The 18,134-nt window shown below is 51.9% G+C and carries 15 protein-coding genes; 14 read left to right on the top strand and 1 reads right to left on the bottom strand.

Features of this window, described 5'->3' with window-relative positions; translation table 11 throughout:
• The first annotated feature begins 177 nt into the window (after positions 1-177).
• The 3 genes from udk (at position 178) to asmA (ending at position 3,366) form a co-directional block, all read left to right on the top strand.
• Complete coding sequence (gene udk / locus JOE09_RS13835; protein ID WP_123334955.1) at positions 178-819, top strand: uridine kinase; 642 nt, start codon at positions 178-180, stop codon at positions 817-819.
• Between the two features lie 107 nt (positions 820-926).
• On the top strand, positions 927-1,508 hold the full coding sequence (gene dcd, locus JOE09_RS13830) for a dCTP deaminase (RefSeq protein ID WP_200545991.1): 582 nt from the start codon (positions 927-929) through the stop codon (positions 1,506-1,508).
• A 13-nt stretch (positions 1,509-1,521) separates the two neighbouring features.
• Positions 1,522-3,366 carry an outer membrane assembly protein AsmA gene (asmA, locus tag JOE09_RS13825; protein ID WP_205066180.1) on the top strand — a complete coding sequence of 615 codons (1,845 nt, stop codon included), beginning with the start codon at positions 1,522-1,524 and terminating at the stop codon, positions 3,364-3,366.
• A gap of 160 nt (positions 3,367-3,526) precedes the next feature.
• On the opposite strand, the gene JOE09_RS13820 is transcribed toward asmA, so the two are convergent.
• Complete coding sequence (locus JOE09_RS13820) at positions 3,527-5,095, bottom strand: TerC family protein (RefSeq protein WP_205066179.1); 1,569 nt, start codon at positions 5,093-5,095, stop codon at positions 3,527-3,529.
• Positions 5,096-5,451: 356 nt separating this feature from the next.
• On the opposite strand from JOE09_RS13820, the gene galF reads away from it, so the two are divergent.
• The 11 genes from galF to JOE09_RS13765 all read left to right on the top strand — a co-directional run bounded on the left by galF (position 5,452) and on the right by JOE09_RS13765 (position 18,131).
• Complete coding sequence (gene galF / locus JOE09_RS13815) at positions 5,452-6,348, top strand: UTP--glucose-1-phosphate uridylyltransferase GalF (protein WP_205066178.1); 897 nt, start codon at positions 5,452-5,454, stop codon at positions 6,346-6,348.
• 46 nt (positions 6,349-6,394) lie between these two features.
• Complete coding sequence (gene galE, locus JOE09_RS13810; RefSeq protein ID WP_205066177.1) at positions 6,395-7,408, top strand: UDP-glucose 4-epimerase GalE; 1,014 nt, start codon at positions 6,395-6,397, stop codon at positions 7,406-7,408.
• Between the two features lie 453 nt (positions 7,409-7,861).
• A complete protein-coding gene (wecA, locus tag JOE09_RS13805; RefSeq protein WP_205066176.1) occupies positions 7,862-8,908 on the top strand; it encodes a UDP-N-acetylglucosamine--undecaprenyl-phosphate N-acetylglucosaminephosphotransferase in 1,047 nt (348 codons plus the stop codon).
• A 76-nt stretch (positions 8,909-8,984) separates the two neighbouring features.
• Positions 8,985-10,076, top strand: a complete 1,092-nt coding sequence (gene rfbB, locus JOE09_RS13800) for a dTDP-glucose 4,6-dehydratase (protein ID WP_205066175.1) — start codon at positions 8,985-8,987, stop codon at positions 10,074-10,076.
• Positions 10,073-10,975: a dTDP-4-dehydrorhamnose reductase gene (gene rfbD / locus JOE09_RS13795; RefSeq protein ID WP_205066174.1), complete on the top strand. Its 903-nt coding sequence runs from the start codon at positions 10,073-10,075 to the stop codon at positions 10,973-10,975. The genes rfbB and rfbD overlap by 4 nt, the downstream gene beginning before the upstream one ends.
• 29 nt (positions 10,976-11,004) lie before the next feature.
• The gene (gene rfbA / locus JOE09_RS13790) at positions 11,005-11,886 is read left to right on the top strand and encodes a glucose-1-phosphate thymidylyltransferase RfbA (protein WP_205066497.1); all 882 of its coding nucleotides are present in this window, start codon (positions 11,005-11,007) and stop codon (positions 11,884-11,886) included.
• A 1-nt stretch (position 11,887) separates the two neighbouring features.
• A complete protein-coding gene (gene rfbC, locus JOE09_RS13785; protein ID WP_205066173.1) occupies positions 11,888-12,424 on the top strand; it encodes a dTDP-4-dehydrorhamnose 3,5-epimerase in 537 nt (178 codons plus the stop codon).
• A 27-nt stretch (positions 12,425-12,451) separates the two neighbouring features.
• Positions 12,452-13,735, top strand: coding sequence for a lipopolysaccharide biosynthesis protein (locus tag JOE09_RS13780; protein WP_205066172.1), 1,284 nt, complete (start codon positions 12,452-12,454; stop codon positions 13,733-13,735).
• A complete protein-coding gene (locus JOE09_RS13775) occupies positions 13,725-14,888 on the top strand; it encodes a hypothetical protein (RefSeq protein ID WP_205066171.1) in 1,164 nt (387 codons plus the stop codon). The genes JOE09_RS13780 and JOE09_RS13775 overlap by 11 nt, the downstream gene beginning before the upstream one ends.
• The gene (locus JOE09_RS13770) at positions 14,881-17,061 is read left to right on the top strand and encodes a glycosyltransferase (RefSeq protein ID WP_205066170.1); all 2,181 of its coding nucleotides are present in this window, start codon (positions 14,881-14,883) and stop codon (positions 17,059-17,061) included. Before JOE09_RS13775 ends, JOE09_RS13770 begins: the two co-directional genes overlap by 8 nt.
• Positions 17,058-18,131: a glycosyltransferase family 4 protein gene (locus tag JOE09_RS13765; RefSeq protein ID WP_205066169.1), complete on the top strand. Its 1,074-nt coding sequence runs from the start codon at positions 17,058-17,060 to the stop codon at positions 18,129-18,131. Before JOE09_RS13770 ends, JOE09_RS13765 begins: the two co-directional genes overlap by 4 nt.
• The last annotated feature ends 3 nt before the right edge of the window (positions 18,132-18,134 follow it).

The following is an 18,134-nucleotide window of genomic DNA, read 5'->3' as shown; positions in this document are numbered from 1 at the left end:
TCGTACTTTAACCGCACGCCAGCATATTATCTAACGGTATAATCTGAAAAGGCCGGGGATGCTTTTTTCTGGCATCAGATGGGTGAACTCCCTATAATTGCGCGCGCTATGCCCTTCATATTTCAGGAAGCTGGCTATTTATCCTTTCATTTTGTCTCGGAATCAGGTCGTTAATTTATGGCTGACAAGTCGCATCAGTGCGTCATCGTAGGTATCGCAGGCGCTTCAGCCTCGGGGAAAAGTCTTATCGCCAGTACGCTGTATCGTGAAGTGCGCGATCGCGTGGGTGATGAAAACATTGGCGTGATCCCGGAGGATGCCTATTACAAAGACCAAAGCCATTTAACGATGGAAGAACGGGTTAAAACTAACTACGACCACCCGAGTGCCATGGATCACACGCTGCTGCTTCAGCATCTGCAAATGCTGAAAGCCGGGCAGTCGATTGAACTGCCGGTCTACAGCTATGTTGAGCATACGCGTGAGAAAAAAACCATCACGCTGAAGCCAAAGAAGGTCATTATCCTCGAAGGCATCCTGCTGCTGACCGATGCACGCCTGCGTCAGGAGATGAATTTCTCGATCTTCGTCGACACTCCGCTCGATATCTGTTTGATGCGCCGCATGAAACGTGATGTAAATGAGCGTGGCCGCTCAATGGATTCGGTGATGGCTCAATATCAGAAGACGGTTCGCCCGATGTTCCTGCAGTTTATTGAACCATCAAAGCAGTATGCGGATATTATCGTGCCGCGTGGCGGGAAAAACCGCATCGCTATTGATATCCTCAAGGCGAAGATTAATCAGTTCTTTGAGTAACCCTTGCAGGCCCGCCTGGCGGGCAGGCTACGGAGGTCGAACGGTGCGCTTTCCCGTTGTTCTCGTCGCCGCTTTTAAGCATTTCTGAATAGGTTGGAGTCCCCGTTATGAGATTATGTGACCGCGATATTGAAGCCTGGCTCGATAATGGCAAACTGGGCATTACCCCGCGCCCGCCGGTGGAACGCATCAGTGGTGCCACGGTTGACGTTCGCCTTGGCAACCAGTTCCGCACGTTTCGCGGCCACACGGCTCCGTTTATTGATTTGAGCGGACCAAAGCATGAAGTCAGCGCTGCGCTGGATCGGGTGATGAGCGACGAAATCGTTCTGCCGGAAGGCGAAGCGTTCTTTCTGCATCCGGGGGAGCTGGCGCTGGCGGTAACCTTTGAGTCGGTGACGCTGCCTGACGATCTGGTCGGCTGGCTTGACGGGCGTTCATCGCTCGCCAGGCTGGGCTTGATGGTACATGTGACCGCGCATCGTATCGATCCCGGCTGGCAGGGGCGTATTGTGCTGGAGTTTTACAATTCCGGTAAACTTCCGCTGGCTCTTCGCCCCGGTATGCTGATCGGCGCACTGAGCTTTGAACCGCTATCGGGCCCGGCAGCACGCCCGTACAACAGCCGCCAGGATGCGAAATATAAAGGTCAGCAGGGCGCGGTTGCCAGTCGAATCGACAAAGACTAAAGGTGGCAGAGGCATGAAAAGATTGATAACCACACTGGCCATTCTACTGGTGGTGATGGTGGCCGGAATGACCGCACTCGTTCTGCTGGTCAATCCCAATGATTTTCGCGCCTATATGGCCCAGCAGGTTGAGCAGCGCAGCGGCTATCAGCTTGCGTTGAAAGGCGAGTTGCGCTGGCACGTCTGGCCGCAGCTGAGTATTCTTTCCGGGCCGGTCACGCTGACCGCTCAGGGGGCTTCTCAGCCCGTGGTCAGCGCGGAAAACATGCGTCTGGATGTCAATCTTCTGCCTCTTCTGTCCCACCAGCTTTCCGTAAAACAGGTCATGCTTAAAAATGCCGTTGTTCGGCTGATCCCGGAAAGCGAGCGCCAGCGGCCTGCCGATGCGCCGATTGGTCCTGCAGGCAGTGCACCGCCGTCGGTGATTGAAGATGTGACTCGCGGCTGGCGATTCGATATTTCTCATCTGCGGATTGTCGATAGCCTGCTGGTCTGGCAGCAGGATAACGGCGAGCAGCTTAACGTTCGCGATTTTAATCTGCGGCTCGATCAGACCCAGCCGCGATTGGTTAATCTTGAGTTCAGCAGCCGAATTAGCCGCGATCAGCGCGATCTGCGCCTTCAGTTCAGCAGCGAACTTGATATCACCCACTATCCCCGCCAGATAAACGCCGCCATTAAACAGCTCGACTATCAGCTGCAGGGTGCCGATCTGCCGCAAACCGGGATTAAAGGCCAGGCGGCTATGGCAGCCAGCTGGGATAATGCTAATCAGCGCTTCAGCCTTAGCGACATTCAGCTCAGTGCCAATGACAGTCAGCTGAGCGGGATAATTACCGGCACTCTCGGTAACCGGCCGCAGGTTGTGGCGGATCTTAGTTCGGCAACGCTGAATATGGATTCACTGTTAGGCATTCCAGAAACCACTAACGCCGATGCGGCGCAGCAGAGTCAGCGTACCGGGCGTGCACCGGTGATCGCGGAATCAGCGCCTGTCAACAATGCGGACTCACCGTTGAATGCCATCGACGGTAAAATCGGTTTGAAAATTGCTAAACTTCGCTGGCGCGGCATCGATATGGATGCGGTGGATCTGGAGGCGACGAATCAGCAGGGCTTGCTCAGTCTGGTCAGGCTGCAGGGCCAGGCTGGCGGCGGTACGTTCTCCCTGCCGGGGAGTATTGACGTCCGTAGTTCACAGACCCGTGTTGCACTTAAGCCTTCATTTCAGCGCGTTGGTATCGGTCCCCTGTTAAAAGCATTTAACCTGCCGGATACCATTAGCGGTGAGCTGTCGCTGGACGGTGATTTCAGCGGCAATGGCTTAACCGTGGCTGAATTTAATCATCAGTGGCAGGGGAGTGCTGATCTCAAGCTGGATAACGCCCAGTTTGCCGGGCTTAACTTCCAGCAGCTGATTCAGCGTGCTGTGGAAGGGAACAGCGACAAAGTGCGCGGTGAGCGTAACGACCAGCCGATCCTGCAGCAGATTAGCGGCCACGCCACGTTGAATAACGGCCTGGTCACCTTCCCTGAGCTGAATGCGCAGTCGACCATTCTGAACTATACCGGCAGCGGTAATGTCGATCTGGCAAAAAGGGAGCTGGATATTAACTTTGGCGTGACGGTGATGCGCGGCTGGCAGGGCGATGACACGCTGGTCAGGCGTTTGCAGCAAACGCCGGTGCCGCTGCGGATTTACGGCCCGTGGTCGACGATTAACTACAGCCTGAAAGTCGATCAGGTGCTGCGCCAGCAGTTGCGTGATGAAGCGAAACAGCGCTTGAAAGAGTGGATGGGGCGCAACCCGGACAATGAAAAGCGTAACGATGTGAAAAAGCTGCTGAAGGATATGTAAGCCGGTAGCAGCTCTTAATCTCATACCGTCACGTTTTATCTCATCTGCCGCGCGTTGCGCCATTTCACCGCGTTTTCTTACAACCCCAGGCGGGAAGTAACGTGGCGCTATCCTGCGCAGGCTGGCGAAAAATACAGAGCCTGCGCAATATGCTTTACTTCTATTCCTCTTCCGCCGGTGGCGGTACGATCTGCACTTTTTGTACCCGATGGTTTTCTACCTGCAGGGTGCGGATCAAATAATCGCCGATCTGTACCTCTTCCCCTTGCTGAGGGACGTGCTGTAAATGCTCCATCAGTAGTCCCGCCAGCGTATTGTATTCACGCTTTTCATCCAGCGGCAGCGGCAGGTACATCGTCAGGTCGTCCAGCGGCATATGCCCGTTAGCCGTCCAGCTGCCGTCGGCGTTTTGCTGAATATCGTAACGAGGGTCCAGTCGTTCACCCTCGTTTGGCAGATTACCGGCAATCGTTTCCATCACGTCACTCAACGTGACCACGCCTTCCACCGAACCAAATTCGTCCACCACGAAGGCAAAGTGGGTGCGCGCATTGCGGAACTGCTCCAGTGCGGGCAGCAGCGGTAGCTGTTCAGGGAACACCAGCGGCTGACGGATTAAGGCCCGCAGATCGAGGCTGTTGCCGTGCAGCGCCTGTTTCAGCAGTTCAATCACGTGAACCACACCAAGCGGCTCTTCGCTATTTTCAGTAATGATCAGGCGCGTGTGCTGATTATTGTCCAGGCGGGACATAATCTCTTCCGGCGATTCGGCAAGGTCAATGTGCTGGATATCATGGCGCGAGGTCATGATGCTGCTGACGCTGCGTTGGCCCATTGCCAGCACCCGCGCAATCATCATCCGCTCCTGCTTATTAAAAATCGCTTTTGGCGCGGCGTTACTGGCCACCAGAGAGGCGGTTTCCGCGTCAAGTTCAGCCGGTTCATGGCTGCCGCGCAGCAGGCGTAAAACCGCTTCAGCGGTACGCTTGCGCAGCGGGGCTTTAGCCGACAGGAACCGACGGCGGTTGAACTGGGAAAGCTGATTAAGCGCCTCGATCATCACCGAGAATCCGATGGCCGCGTAGAGGTAGCCTTTAGGAATGTGATAGCCAAAACCGTCGGCGACCAGGCTGAAACCGATCATCAGCAGGAAGCTCAGACAGAGAATAATAATCGTCGGGTGGCCGTTCACGAAGCGGGTCAGCGGTTTACTGGCTAGCAGCATCAGCATGATCGAGATAATCACCGCGGCCATCATCACCGCCAGGTGGTCCACCATGCCCACGGCGGTGATTACCGAATCGAGGGAAAATACCGCATCCAGTACCACGATTTGTGCCACCACCGGCCAGAACCGCGCACCGCGTTTTTGCGGATTTTCCTCTTCATCTTTACCTTCCAGCCGTTCATTCAGCTCAACGGTGGCTTTAAACAGCAGGAAGACACCCCCCGTCAGCATAATCGCATCGCGAGCACTAAAAGCATGCCCGGCAATCGAAAACAGCGGAGCCGTGAGGGAAGAGAGCCAGGATATAGAGGCCAGCAGCATCAGGCGCATCAACAGCGCCAGCAGCAAGCCGGTAACGCGAGCGCGGTCGCGCAGGGCAGGGGGGAGTTTCTCCGCCAGGATGGCGATAAACACCAGGTTATCAATGCCCAGCACTAATTCCAGCACCACCAGGGTGACCAGTCCGGCCCAGATTGACGGGTCGGCGATCCATTCGAACATTGTTTTTACCTGTTAACCAAAAGTTGTTGCGTAATGATGAGTGTGAATCCCCGTGATTTCAACTGATAACCCCCTGCTGAGATAGTTGCAGATTATTATCATTTATTGACTTATGTGGAATGAACTATTTATTGACCATAAATACTAAAATCATCCCGTTTAAGCTGGTTTTATTGCCGGTGGCGTAGCATATTATTGAGCCGTACTAACTGCATATTAAAGAGCGATTTCGCTGGTTTCTTGAGTTTTAATTGGCACTGACCGCTGAACAATTTTCAGATTAAGATTATACTTAAGGATCGCACCGATAATGCATAATCAGCGAACGCTTATTACTTCATTTATATGGAAAAATTATGACCAAGCTTAAAGCAGTTATCCCGGTCGCGGGTCTCGGTATGCATATGCTCCCTGCTACAAAAGCGATTCCTAAAGAGATGTTGCCGATCGTTGATAAGCCGATGATTCAGTATATCGTCGACGAGTGCGTGGCAGCGGGCATTAAGGAAATTGTACTGGTCACCCACGCTTCTAAAAATGCAGTAGAAAACCATTTTGATACCTCTTACGAACTGGAAGCGCTGCTTGAGGCTCGCGTTAAGCGCCAGCTGCTCAGCGAAGTTCAGTCCATATGTCCGCCGGGCGTAACCATTATGAACGTGCGTCAGCCGCAGCCTCTGGGTCTCGCGAACTCCCTGCTGTGCGCCCGCCCAATGCTCCACGATGAAGCCTTTGTTGTGCTGCTGCCGGATGTGCTGCTGGATGACGCTTCAGCGGACCCGCTGCGTTACAACCTGGCCGCGATGGTAGCTCGCTTTGAAGAAACCGGACGTAGCCAGGTGCTGGTTAACCGCCTGCCGGACGCCGATCTTTCTGAATACTCGGTGATCACCACCAAAGATCCGCTGACCATTCCTGGCCGCGTTAGTCAGATTGTCGATTATGTTGAAAAACCAGAGCAGCCGCAGGCGCTGGACTCTGACCTCTCAGCAGTAGGCCGCTACGTGCTTTCTGCCGATATCTGGTCCGAGCTGGAAAATCTGGAACCGGGCGCGTGGGGACGCTATCAGTTAACCGACGCGATCGCTAACCTGAGCAAAAAGAAACCAGTCGATGCGCATCTGCTGACGGGGCAAAGCTTCGACTGCGGACGCAAGCTGGGTTATATGCAGGCTTTCGTGACCTGGGGGCTGCGTAATAACGCCCAGGGACGTGATTTCCGCGATGCAGTGAAAAAAATTCTGGCAAAATAACAATCTGAGGGTGCCGCGGGTCTGCCCGCTGCGTGAAGGAGTCTGAATGGCTATTTTAGTAACGGGTGGAGCAGGCTATATCGGTTCCCATACTGTACTGTCGCTGCTGACCCGCGGTGATGATGTGGTGGTGTTGGATAATTTGAGCAACGCCTCGAAAGAATCGGTGAATCGTGTTGAAAAGCTGACGGGTAAAACCGCCACCTTCCGCGAAGGCGATATTCTCGATCGTGCCTGCCTGCGGGATATTTTCGCCAGCCACAATATCAGCGCGGTGATCCACTTTGCCGGGCTGAAAGCAGTAGGGGAATCTACGCGTAAGCCGCTGGAGTACTATCAGAACAACGTTACCGGCACGCTGGTGCTGCTGGAAGAGATGCGCAGTGCGGGCGTTAACCAGTTTATCTTCAGTTCTTCGGCCACCGTTTACGGTGCCGATGCGCCAGTTCCCTATGTGGAAACAACCCCGATTGGCGGCACGACCAGTCCTTACGGCACGTCTAAACTGATGGTTGAGCAGATCCTGCGCGACTATGCCAAAGCCAACCCCGAGTTCAAAACGATTGCTCTGCGCTATTTCAATCCGGTCGGTGCGCATGAATCCGGGTTGATTGGTGAAGATCCTAACGGAATACCTAATAACCTGCTGCCTTATATTGCACAAGTGGCAATCGGTCGCCTGGAAAAATTGGGCATCTTTGGTGATGATTATCCAACGAAAGACGGTACCGGCGTGCGTGATTATATTCACGTGATGGATCTGGCGGAAGGGCATCTTAAAGCGCTGGACCATCTGCCTGCGATTAGCGGTTATAAAGCTTATAATCTGGGCGCGGGTAAGGGATATTCGGTACTGGAAATGGTTAAGGCTTTCGAGAAAGCTTCCGGTCGGCCGATACCCTATCAGGTTTCTCCGCGTCGTGATGGCGACCTGGCCGCTTTCTGGGCCGATGCGTCTCTGGCTGATAGCGAACTCGACTGGCGGGTTTCACGCGGCATTGATGAGATGATGCGCGACACGTGGAACTGGCAGTCAAATAACCCAAATGGTTATCGTTAATAATCAATTTCACTTGTTACTACATTGAAAGCTCCCACAGTGGGAGCTTTTTTTTTGCTCGCTGTAAAATGAAAAATTCTGTGAATTGCTCATATATCCTGAATTATATGGGAAAATTCCCAATAACGAATTTTTAACGTTAGCAGGCCAAAAAAAACAGCTCGCCTGCTGTTTAATTGCGCACATAAAGCAATTATCCCTACTCTTCATAAAAATTTTCAAATTAAACTTGTATGCCTCATGCCGAGGCGGGAGAATTAGTGATTCTTTTGGTAATCCTTGATGAGATTTTGTTTCCAGGAGTTATCTGAAGAAAAAATTTAGCCAGGCAGGATAGTCTGACTATGCTTGAGTAGGGGAAATCGCGTTTAGTGGACTGGATTGCTGTGCCAGGGGCGGTAGCGTGGTTTCATTGAGCGAAATGCAAAAAGCTAAGTGAGCATTGGTGCACATATGCAAGAGATCGTTCTCATCTTTCTGGGGGCTTTAGCGCTGTTGTTTATTGCGAGAAAAGTAGCTCGCAAAGTGGGGCTGGTGGACAAGCCAAACGCGCGTAAGCTCCATAGCGGGCATATCCCTTTGGTCGGCGGCGTTTCTGTCTACTTTTCCTTGTGGATTCTATATGCGCTGCAGCCAGCGTGGCTGCCTGATTTCGACATTTATATGATTTGCGCCACGTTGCTGCTGCTGGTGGGTGTGCTTGATGACAGGTTCGACCTGCCGGTGATGCCGCGTATGGGTCTGCAGGCGGCGGTAGCGGGCATTATGATGTACAACGGGCTCTATTTATCCTCACTGGGTAATATCCTGTTTGGTTACCAGCTGATTTTGGGAACCTTTGGTTATGTGATTACCCTGTTCGCGGTTATTGCAGCCATTAACGCTTTCAATATGGTTGACGGCATTGACGGATTGTTGGGCGCACTCTCCTGCGTCACCTTTGGCTCGCTGGGCATCGTGTTTATCATGGGCGGCAATGATGATATGGCGATGTGGTGCATGTGCCTGATGGCGGCCTGCCTGCCTTACATTTTGCTTAACCTTGGTATTCCATGGGGCAGAAAGTTCAAGGTCTTTATGGGTGATGCGGGCAGCATGCTCATTGGTTTTACGGTGATCTGGCTGCTGATTGTCGCCTCTCAGGGGCAGGATGCGATTATGAGCCCGGTAACCGCGCTATGGCTGATTGCGGTACCGCTTATGGACATGATGCGCGTGATGATTGCGCGTATTCGTCGTGGCAGTAGCCCGTTCCGTCCCGACCGCGAGCATATGCACCATATCCTGATGCGTGCCGGCCTCAGCGGGCGTTGGACGTTAGTGATTATGACTTCCGCGCAGGTATTTAGTGGCATGATCGGCATTATCCTGGAAGGCTGCCGCGTCCCTGATAACTGGCAGCTTGCCCTGTTTGTCGGCAGCTTTATTTCACTGCTGTATGCCATGAAATCGCTGGAAAGACTCAAAGTGACTTTTGGGCGCTTCCTGGCCGTAAAATAGGCTAACTGGAAAGTGCAGGCGCCGGGGCGCGATCCCGGCGCGATTTTGCCAGGCATTATTATAAGAGAGAGACCGCGTGAAAATTTTAGTGACCGGCGGAGCCGGATTTATCGGCTCTGCCGTCGTACGCCATATCATCAGTGAAACCGCGGACAGCGTCGTCAATGTTGATAAACTCACCTACGCAGGTAACCTTGAATCTGTTGCAACGGTGAGCTCAGATCCCCGTTATGCTTTTGAACAGGCAGATATCTGCGATAAAAGCGCTATGGCCGCTATCTTTGCTCGCCATCAGCCTGATGCGGTCATGCATCTGGCTGCTGAGAGCCACGTCGATCGCTCGATCAGCGGACCCGCTGATTTTATTGAGACCAATATCGTCGGAACCTACGTCTTACTGGAAGCGGCGCGTCAGTACTGGAGCGAGCTGGATGCCTCGCGCAAGGAGGCTTTCCGTTTCCATCATATTTCGACCGATGAAGTGTATGGCGATCTGCCCCATCCTGATGAAGTCGGCGATGCACAAAACAACCTGCCGCTGTTCACCGAAACCACCTCCTACGCGCCCAGCAGCCCCTATTCGGCTTCTAAAGCCTCCAGCGACCATCTGGTTCGCGCCTGGCTGCGTACCTACGGTCTTCCAACGGTGGTGACCAACTGCTCCAACAATTATGGGCCTTATCACTTCCCGGAAAAGTTAATCCCGCTGGTTATTCTCAACGCGCTGGAAGGAAAAAACCTGCCCATTTATGGCAAGGGCGATCAGATCCGCGACTGGCTGTATGTTGAGGATCACGCCCGTGCGCTGTACACCGTGGTGACCAACGGAACCGTGGGCGAAACGTATAATATCGGCGGCCACAACGAGAAAAAGAATTTGCAGGTGGTGGAAACGATTTGCGATCTGCTGGACGAGATGGTGCCGAAAGGGCAGAGCTATCGCCAGCAAATCAGCTATGTCGCGGACCGTCCGGGCCACGATCGCCGCTATGCGATCGATGCCGGAAAGATCGGCCGTGAGCTGGGTTGGCAGCCGCTGGAAACTTTTGAAAGCGGCATTCGTAAAACCGTACAGTGGTATCTGGATAACACCAGCTGGGTCAGCAACGTGAAAAGCGGTGCTTATCAGACGTGGATTACGCAAAACTACAGCGAGCGTCTGCCGTGAAAATTCTACTGTTGGGGAAAAACGGTCAGGTGGGCTGGGAACTGCAGCGTGCGCTGGCTCCCCTTGGAAAACTGACCGCGTTGGCCTCTGACTCAACTGATTATTGCGGTGATTTCACGCGTCCGCAGGATCTCGCCGATACCGTGCGTCAGCTGCGGCCCGATGCGATCGTCAATGCTGCTGCCTGGACGGCGGTAGACAAAGCGGAGTCGGAAGCTGAGCAGGCGCATCAGGTCAATGCCGCGACCGTTGAGGTCCTGGCAAAGGAAGCCCATCAGCTGGGCGCGCTACTGGTACATTACTCCACCGATTATGTCTTCCCGGGGGAGGGCGATCGCCCGTGGCAGGAAAGCGATGCCACAGGCCCGCAAAACGTTTACGGTGCCAGCAAGCTGGCGGGTGAGCGGGCAATCCAACGTTTTTGTGAAAATCACCTGATATTCCGAACCAGTTGGGTGTATGCCAGCCGGGGAAATAACTTTGCCAAAACCATGCTGCGCCTTGCCGCTGAGCGGGAAGAGCTGTCGGTGATTAACGATCAGTTTGGTGCACCGACGGGGGCTGATTTAATTGCGGACTGTACCGCACACGCTATCCGTACGGTTCAGCATAACCCCGATGCGGCAGGGCTATACCATCTGGTGGCATCCGGCACGACAAGCTGGTTCGACTATGCCAGCTTCGTTTTTGCTGAGGCACGTAAAAATGGTAATGAACTGGCGCTTAAAAACCTGCATCCAGTCCCTACCAGCCGTTATCCAACACCGGCTCGGCGACCGCTAAATTCCCGGCTGGCAACCAATAAGTTCTGCACGACCTTCGGGCTTTCGCTGCCTGAATGGCAGGTAGGCGTGCGGCGGATGCTGCAGGAACTTAACGATTCGCAGATCCCGCGTTAAACCTCTGCGTTTGAATTAAAAAGAGAAAAATTATGAAGCGTAAAGGCATTATTCTCGCTGGCGGTTCCGGAACCCGTCTCTACCCGGTCACTATGGCGGTAAGTAAACAGCTGCTGCCAATCTACGACAAACCGATGATCTACTACCCTATCAGCACGCTGATGCTGGCGGGGATACGCGATATCCTGATTATCAGTACCCCACAGGATACGCCGCGCTTTGAGCAACTGCTGGGTGATGGCAGTCAGTGGGGGCTGAATCTGCAGTATAAAGTGCAGGACAGTCCGGACGGGCTGGCGCAGGCCTTTATCATCGGTGAAGAGTTTATCGGTGAAGATAACTGCGCGCTGGTGCTTGGCGATAATATTTTCTACGGCCACGATTTGCCGAAAGAACTGGAAGAAGCCGTCAGTCAGCCTTCCGGAGCAACGGTATTTGCCTATCACGTCAACGATCCGGAGCGCTACGGCGTCGTTGAGTTCGATAAACAGGGCATTGCCGTTTCGCTGGAAGAAAAACCGCTGGAGCCGAAAAGCAATTATGCGGTAACCGGTCTTTATTTCTACGATAACAGCGTTGTTGAATTGGCCAAAAGCCTGAAGCCGTCGCCGCGCGGCGAGCTGGAAATCACCGACATTAACCGCCTCTACATGGAACGCGGGACATTAAAAGTGGCGATGATGGGGCGAGGCTATGCGTGGCTGGATACCGGTACGCACCACAGCCTGATTGAAGCCAGCAATTTTATTAAAACCATTGAAGACCGTCAGGGGCTGAAAGTTTCCTGCCCGGAAGAAATTGCCTACCGTAAAGGGTTTATCGATGCGGCTCAGGTGAAAAAGCTGGCGGAGCCGCTGGCGAAAAATGATTACGGCAAATATTTATTAAAAATGATTAAAGGTCAGTTCTGACATGAAGGTAATTCACACGGCGATCCCGGACGTATTAATTTTTGAACCTGCCGTTTATGGCGATGAGCGTGGTTTTTTCTTTGAAAGCTTTAACCATAAGACTTTCGAAGGAGCTGTAGGGCGAAGGGTCGAATTTGTTCAGGATAACCATTCTAAATCTGCCGGTGGGGTTCTGCGGGGGTTGCACTATCAGCTAGCACCCTACGCGCAGGGTAAGCTGGTGCGCTGCACGGCCGGAGAGGTCTTTGACGTTGCCGTCGACATCCGCCCCGATTCCCCGACCTATGCGAAGTGGGTCGGTGTAAACCTTTCTGCTGAAAACAAACGACAGATGTGGATTCCTGAAGGGTTCGCTCATGGCTTCCTGGTACTGAGTGAGAGTGCAGAGTTTCTGTACAAGACGACGAATTATTATCATCCGGAAAGCGATCGGGGCATCATCTGGAACGATCCGACGCTGAATATTGCATGGCCGACGCGTGAGCAACCCTTACTATCTGAAAAAGATCGCCTTCAGCCTTTTTTAAATCGCGTTTAACCTGAACTGCACGGCTATCGATTCACTATGCTTAAGAACGGACTGTTTAGAAGTATTATTATTCTCGCCTCCGGCACGGCGCTGGCGCAGATTATTTATCTGGCATTTATTCCCATCATTACGCGTCAGTACGGCCCTGAGGCTTACGGGATGATGGGCAGTTTTATGTCGGTAATTAATATTCTGATTCCCCTTTCTGCGTTGAGTTATCCGATCGCGGTCGTTTTACCTAAACGCACGCTTCTGGCTTCTCTGTTGGTCAGGCTTTGTCTGTGGCTGGGTGGGGTCATCGCTATCCTGTCTCTTTTGCTGTTAGCCTTTGGGCAAATAGTGTTTCCACACGCGCTGCCCACGGACAAGTACCCGCTGTGGTTCTGGCTGTTAATTCCTTTAATGATCCTGGTGCTGCCGTTTCAACTGAGTGGGCAGCAGTGGTTGATTCGCACGCGCAGCTATAAGCAAATCGCACATATTTCCGTAATACAGGCTGCCGCCGTGAATATTTTGCGGGTAGCTGGGGGGATGCTGGCTCCACTCCCGGTGACGCTGGTTGGGATTACCGCTGCTGGCTATGTGCTGCAGGCGATACAGTTCTTTGGCCGCGCGCTTAAAGCCGGGCTGCGCGTTAAATCCCGTTCATTTCGTTTTAATCGAATTAAACGGGTGGCTCGCCACTATTATGACTTCCCTCTTTTTCGCACGCCGCAGGCCCTCGTTAACTCGCTCTCGCAAAGTTTGCCCGTGTTTATTATCGGTTACTATTTCGGTGCCGCTGAAGCCGGATTCTACGCGTTAGCACAAACCATTCTTGGGGCACCGGTTACGCTCCTGAGCGGCGCAATCAGTAACGTCTATTACCCACGCGTTAGTGAAAAAGTTAACAACGGTTCTCCCATTTTCGCCTTTATCACCAAATCGACGCTGTTGCTGCTGCTGACCTCCACCGCCATTTATTTGGTGGTCATTCTCTTCGGCCCGTGGATCTTTAGCCTGGTGTTCGGTGAAAAATGGCATATTGCCGGGGAGTACGGGCAGTGGATGGCGATTTACTGTATTTTCTGGTTGGGCGCTCGGCCCGCGATTGATTCCATTCCCTCATTAAAAATCCAGCACTATTTCCTGGCGTATGAGGTGACTTCAATGGTGCTGCGCGCGGCCGCTTTGATGTTTGGCGTGCTGGTGCTCAAATCGAGCCTCGGTGCGATGGCCGTGTTTTCTCTGGTTAATGCCGCGGCCTATTTTTCTCTTTCCGTCATGGTGATGGTCATGTCTAAGAAATTTGATAAGAAAATGGTAAAACATGTCGACTGAGATCGCACCACCAGTACGTAACGGCTACCGTCAGTATGAAACGCTGTTGTTCAACCTGTTGATCGGGTTAACCATTTTTAGCGTATCTTTCCGTATTCTCGTGCTGGCTATCCTGTTTATGCTGCTATCCAGCATCGTGGTGCTGGTTCGCTTCAGGGCTCCGATGCGCAGCTACCTGTTTGTCGGCTACATCATGATGTTCTTCACGTTATGGTATGTATTTGGCTTGGGGCATTTTGAGCGCGGCCCTGGGAAATTTACTAACCTGGTATTGCTGATCGTTTTCAGTTTTATTCTGTTCTTTGTACTGGGCTATCAGGAAGCGCAAACGCGCCGTAAAACCTGGATTAATTTCTTTTGTCTCTGCAGCATTGCCTATGTGCTGATTGTTTGTATCTACAGCAAACTGCACGGCTACCCGGGATATAATCTGGTTTATGACGTCGTCAACCGCAGCGAAGAAAACTCACCGCTTTATGCGCTACAGTTGGTGCTGTTCACCATCGTCTGGCTGAATAACAACTGGCAGATGCGCCATTTGATTATGCTCACGGTGCTGTCCCTGCTGTGTTTTGTATTCAGTGCGGTGTATCTGGGATCACGTGCCGCCTTTATATTACTGGTGCTGTTCTTCGCGTTTAAAACCTCGTCAAATCCTAAACGTCTGCTGCTGATCTGTGCCGTTGGGGTGTTGATTGTGACGCTGGCTTTGTTTGCCGTCGATATTTCCCGCTGGATGTCGCTGTTGGACTTTGGTGGCTTCTCAGAGCGCGGCATCGACAGCCCACGTTTTAGCATGCTGGTCTACGGTTTTAGCAATTTCCTCAACTATCCGTTTGGCGGTATGCAGGTGCAGGCGGAAGGTTACACCGGGATCTGGTTTCACAATATGTTGCTGGATTTGGTGCGTGTTTCCGGCACGGTCGTGATGTTTATGTGGTTGCTGGCGCTGGCGTTCATCGGCTGGATACTGGTCAGGTACCATACCAAAACACGCTATTTAATCGTGTTTGTCATCCTCAATATTGCGTTGATGCAGGATCTGGCCTTTGACGGCTTTTTCAACATTATGGCGTTGGAATTTTACGTAATGGGGCATGCAATCTATCTGAGAAATGACAGGTTGAATAAGCGTACGAGGCAAAATGTTTAATAAAACGCTGTTTATTGATGAGTCGCCCGTTTACGGCGGACATGAAGAGATGTTTCTACGGCTAATCGCCCAGTGCGAATGCCCGGCGGATGAAAAAATCACCATCGTCGTCAACAAGAAAAATCAGAAGCTGATTGATGAAATCGATAATTTAAAAATCCGCACAGGCCTGCCAATTGCGATATTAACCCATGATTTTTCGGGCTTCCCTGTCAGACCACTGACGAATCTGTTGGCCTGGAGCGATGCGTTTGCCCTGTATCGTATTATCAGGAACGGCGGGTTCTCGCAGGTGATGGTCGTTCAGGGAACCATCGAAATTGGCGGATTATCGCTGCTCGTCGCCCGACTCTCCGGCTGTAAGGTCATGTCCTATATACCGATTACCAAAAGAAGTCGTCTGCTGGGCGTTACGTTGGGCGGTTTTCGCGACTGGCTTAACCGGCTGTTTTATTACCCGCTGGCGCATAAATTCATTACCATTTCTGAGTTTAATAAGCGGGAACTGATCGCTGATTTTGCGGTGCCGGAAGATAAAATCAGCATTGTTTACAACTTTAATGAACCGACGTTTTTCACGCGATCTTCAGGCCAACAGGTTGAGCTTCCCGCAGGGATCAACTTCCTGTTTATTGGTCGGGTCGATTTTCTGCAAAAAAGGCAGCAGGAATTCCTGCGTGCGTTTACTGCGCAACAGAACCACAGCAATCTTTATCTGCATATCGTCGGTGATAACAGCTCCGCTGAATCAGAGCTTCTGCGTTCTGAATTTGCCGGTAACCCGAATATTGTCTTCCACGGCTGGTGTACGCCCGATCGCATCGAAGCGCTGATTCAGGCGGCTGATGGCATCGTGCTGCCCTCACGTTTTGAAGGCGTGCCGCTGGTCATGGTGGAGGCAGTGAAACTGGGGCGGGTAGTGTTCGGCAGCGATGTTGATGGTATGAAGGAGTTTCTTCCTCCGCAGTGGCGTTTCCCGGCGGACGATTTTCCACAAGCGATAGCAATGATGGCGTCGGTACCAACCCGGCAGAGTGAAAACGCGCGGTTGATTCAGGCAACGCAGGAAAAGTTTACGCAAATTTTTAATCCGCAGCTGTCTTCCGCAGCGTTTAACGTGGCTTTAGGGATAAACCAGGTGCCCAAAATATTATTAGATTGCCGTTTGATGACGGCCCGCCCAACGGGTATTTCTCGTTACTCAGAGAAGTTTCTTGCGTATTACATCGAGAAATACGGCGCGGATAATGTGACTGCACTGTTGAACGAAGCTCGCCCGGATATTGCCTGTCGGCAGCAGGTGATAGCGCTTAAAGCGTTTAATCTGCTTCACTGGATGCGCTTCCCCGGCTGGTTAAAACAGCAGGATTACACGCACTACATCAGCTTTCACTATTCCGGGCTGATGCGCCCTGTTAAAGGGATAAAATCAGCGGTCACCGTGCATGATTTAATGTTTGAACTGGTGCCTGAATTCTTCAGTGGCTGGCTCAAAAAGCTGATCGGTAAACGCTATTTTCGCCTGCTGGTGGGTAAAAGCATGGCGACGAGCGATCTGGTTCTGAGCGTTTCCGCTACGACGCGAAATGACGTCAAGGCGCTTTATCAGCTGGATTCCGCCGTGACTGGTGAAGGTCTGTTTCTCACCGCGCAGCCGGACAGTGCGATTATCAGTAAGTTGGGTTTACGCGAAAAAGGTTACTTGCTCTATACGGGCAATAATCGGCCGCATAAAAATATCAATGCGCTGCTGGCAGCATTTTCTGAATTGCGTAAGACTCAGCCCGATCTGGCGTTGGTATTGGTAGGGCATACCGAAACTTCACCTCAGGAAGGGGTAATTTATCCCGGATTTATCAGTGATGAACAATTGGTGGCGCTGTATCAACATGCGCGCGTCTTTGTGTTTCCTTCGTTATACGAAGGATTTGGTTTACCTATAATCGAGGCACTGGCAAATGGCTGCCCGGTGATCGCTTCAGATATCCCGGCATTTAGGGAGTTTGCTAACGACAATATTCGCTATTTTGAATTGGGGAATCACCCGGCGTTGGTGGCACTGCTGCAGGAAAAGGCGAAATTTTATCCTGACCAGGCTGAAGCTATTTTGCAAAAGTTCAGCTGGAAAAGTACCTGGCAAAAGCTCGATCGCATTTTGGATAATTGGCTATGAAGAAAGTCATCGTTTTGCATGATTTTGACGGCAAACCCTATTTTAAAGCGTTGGAGCAGGTTGCCGATGTCGTTTATCTGAATACACGGCCGTTTCGATTTATGCTGCGCGATCTGCTGAAGTATCGCAAGATTCAGCGTGAGACGCTAAATTCACTATTGTTTCTGTTTAAACTGCCGTTCATCCGGCAGCACACCATTTTATTGGGCATGGCACCGTTTAATATTCGCCTGCTGATTTACAGTTTTCTGTGCAAACACAACCGCGTCCTGCTTCATACTTCCTGGCATCAGTGGCAGGGTGGGGTTCCGTTTGAATATCCCGAACCGCTGCGTGGTTGGTTAAAACGGGCATGGCGAAATCGTCTGCCACGATTCGCCAGTATTGTTGCCGTTACAGAAGAAACCCGTCGTTCAGTTAGCCAGTTTTTGCCTGAAATAACAGAGCGAATTGTCACCATTCCGCATGTGGTGGATATCGATCCCATTGACGATAAAGCGTTTGAAGACAAATGGCAGCAGAGCCCTGGCCACTTTCTTTTTACCGGTCGACTCACTGCAGCGAAAGGCGTCAGTACGTGGCTGGAATTGGCCGAATATGCCGAAAAAAATGCACCTGAGCTTGAATTCCATATCGCCGGGCGGGGAGAGGCGGAAAGCCAGGTCATCGATTATCAGCAGAGACACGCTAATTTAAATTTCCATGGATTTATCAGCGATCGCGAACAGCTAAAATCTCTGATGGCCCGTAGTCATTTTCTTCTCCTGCCGTCACGCAAGATAAATGGCTGGGAGGAACTGTTTGGACTGGTCGTCATTGAAGCGATGAGTCAGGGCTGCGTTGTTGTCGCTTCCGATCACATTGGGCCGCGCGAAATTATCACGGACGAAGAGGATGGTTTGCTTTACCGGGAGGAAGAATTCGCCGCTAAGGCCAGGCAACTGATTGCCGATCTCAATCTTAATAAATTGCAACACGCGCAGCGTGCCGAAAAAGGATTAGCAACCAGTCACCGCTATTCGATGAAAGTTATCGCTAATATGTGGTCAAGTTTGATTAATAAATTTTAGTTA

Origin of the sequence: Pantoea coffeiphila (assembly GCF_016909495.1) — a bacterium.
In the GTDB taxonomy this organism is placed as follows: domain Bacteria; phylum Pseudomonadota; class Gammaproteobacteria; order Enterobacterales; family Enterobacteriaceae; genus Erwinia; species Erwinia coffeiphila.
This window is presented reverse-complemented; position numbering and strand designations above follow the sequence as displayed.

Excerpts from the sequence above, each read along its gene's own strand:
- udk (WP_123334955.1), top strand. The coding sequence starts at position 178 with ATGGCTGACAAGTCGCATCAGTGCGTCATCGTAGGTATCGCAGGCGCT.
- dcd (WP_200545991.1), top strand. The coding sequence starts at position 927 with ATGAGATTATGTGACCGCGATATTGAAGCCTGGCTCGATAATGGCAAA.
- asmA (WP_205066180.1), top strand. The coding sequence starts at position 1,522 with ATGAAAAGATTGATAACCACACTGGCCATTCTACTGGTGGTGATGGTG.
- JOE09_RS13820 (WP_205066179.1), bottom strand. The coding sequence starts at position 5,095 with ATGTTCGAATGGATCGCCGACCCGTCAATCTGGGCCGGACTGGTCACC.
- galF (WP_205066178.1), top strand. The coding sequence starts at position 5,452 with ATGACCAAGCTTAAAGCAGTTATCCCGGTCGCGGGTCTCGGTATGCAT.
- galE (WP_205066177.1), top strand. The coding sequence starts at position 6,395 with ATGGCTATTTTAGTAACGGGTGGAGCAGGCTATATCGGTTCCCATACT.
- wecA (WP_205066176.1), top strand. The coding sequence starts at position 7,862 with ATGCAAGAGATCGTTCTCATCTTTCTGGGGGCTTTAGCGCTGTTGTTT.
- rfbC (WP_205066173.1), top strand. The coding sequence starts at position 11,888 with ATGAAGGTAATTCACACGGCGATCCCGGACGTATTAATTTTTGAACCT.
- JOE09_RS13780 (WP_205066172.1), top strand. The coding sequence starts at position 12,452 with ATGCTTAAGAACGGACTGTTTAGAAGTATTATTATTCTCGCCTCCGGC.
- JOE09_RS13775 (WP_205066171.1), top strand. The coding sequence starts at position 13,725 with ATGTCGACTGAGATCGCACCACCAGTACGTAACGGCTACCGTCAGTAT.
- JOE09_RS13770 (WP_205066170.1), top strand. The coding sequence starts at position 14,881 with ATGTTTAATAAAACGCTGTTTATTGATGAGTCGCCCGTTTACGGCGGA.
- JOE09_RS13765 (WP_205066169.1), top strand. The coding sequence starts at position 17,058 with ATGAAGAAAGTCATCGTTTTGCATGATTTTGACGGCAAACCCTATTTT.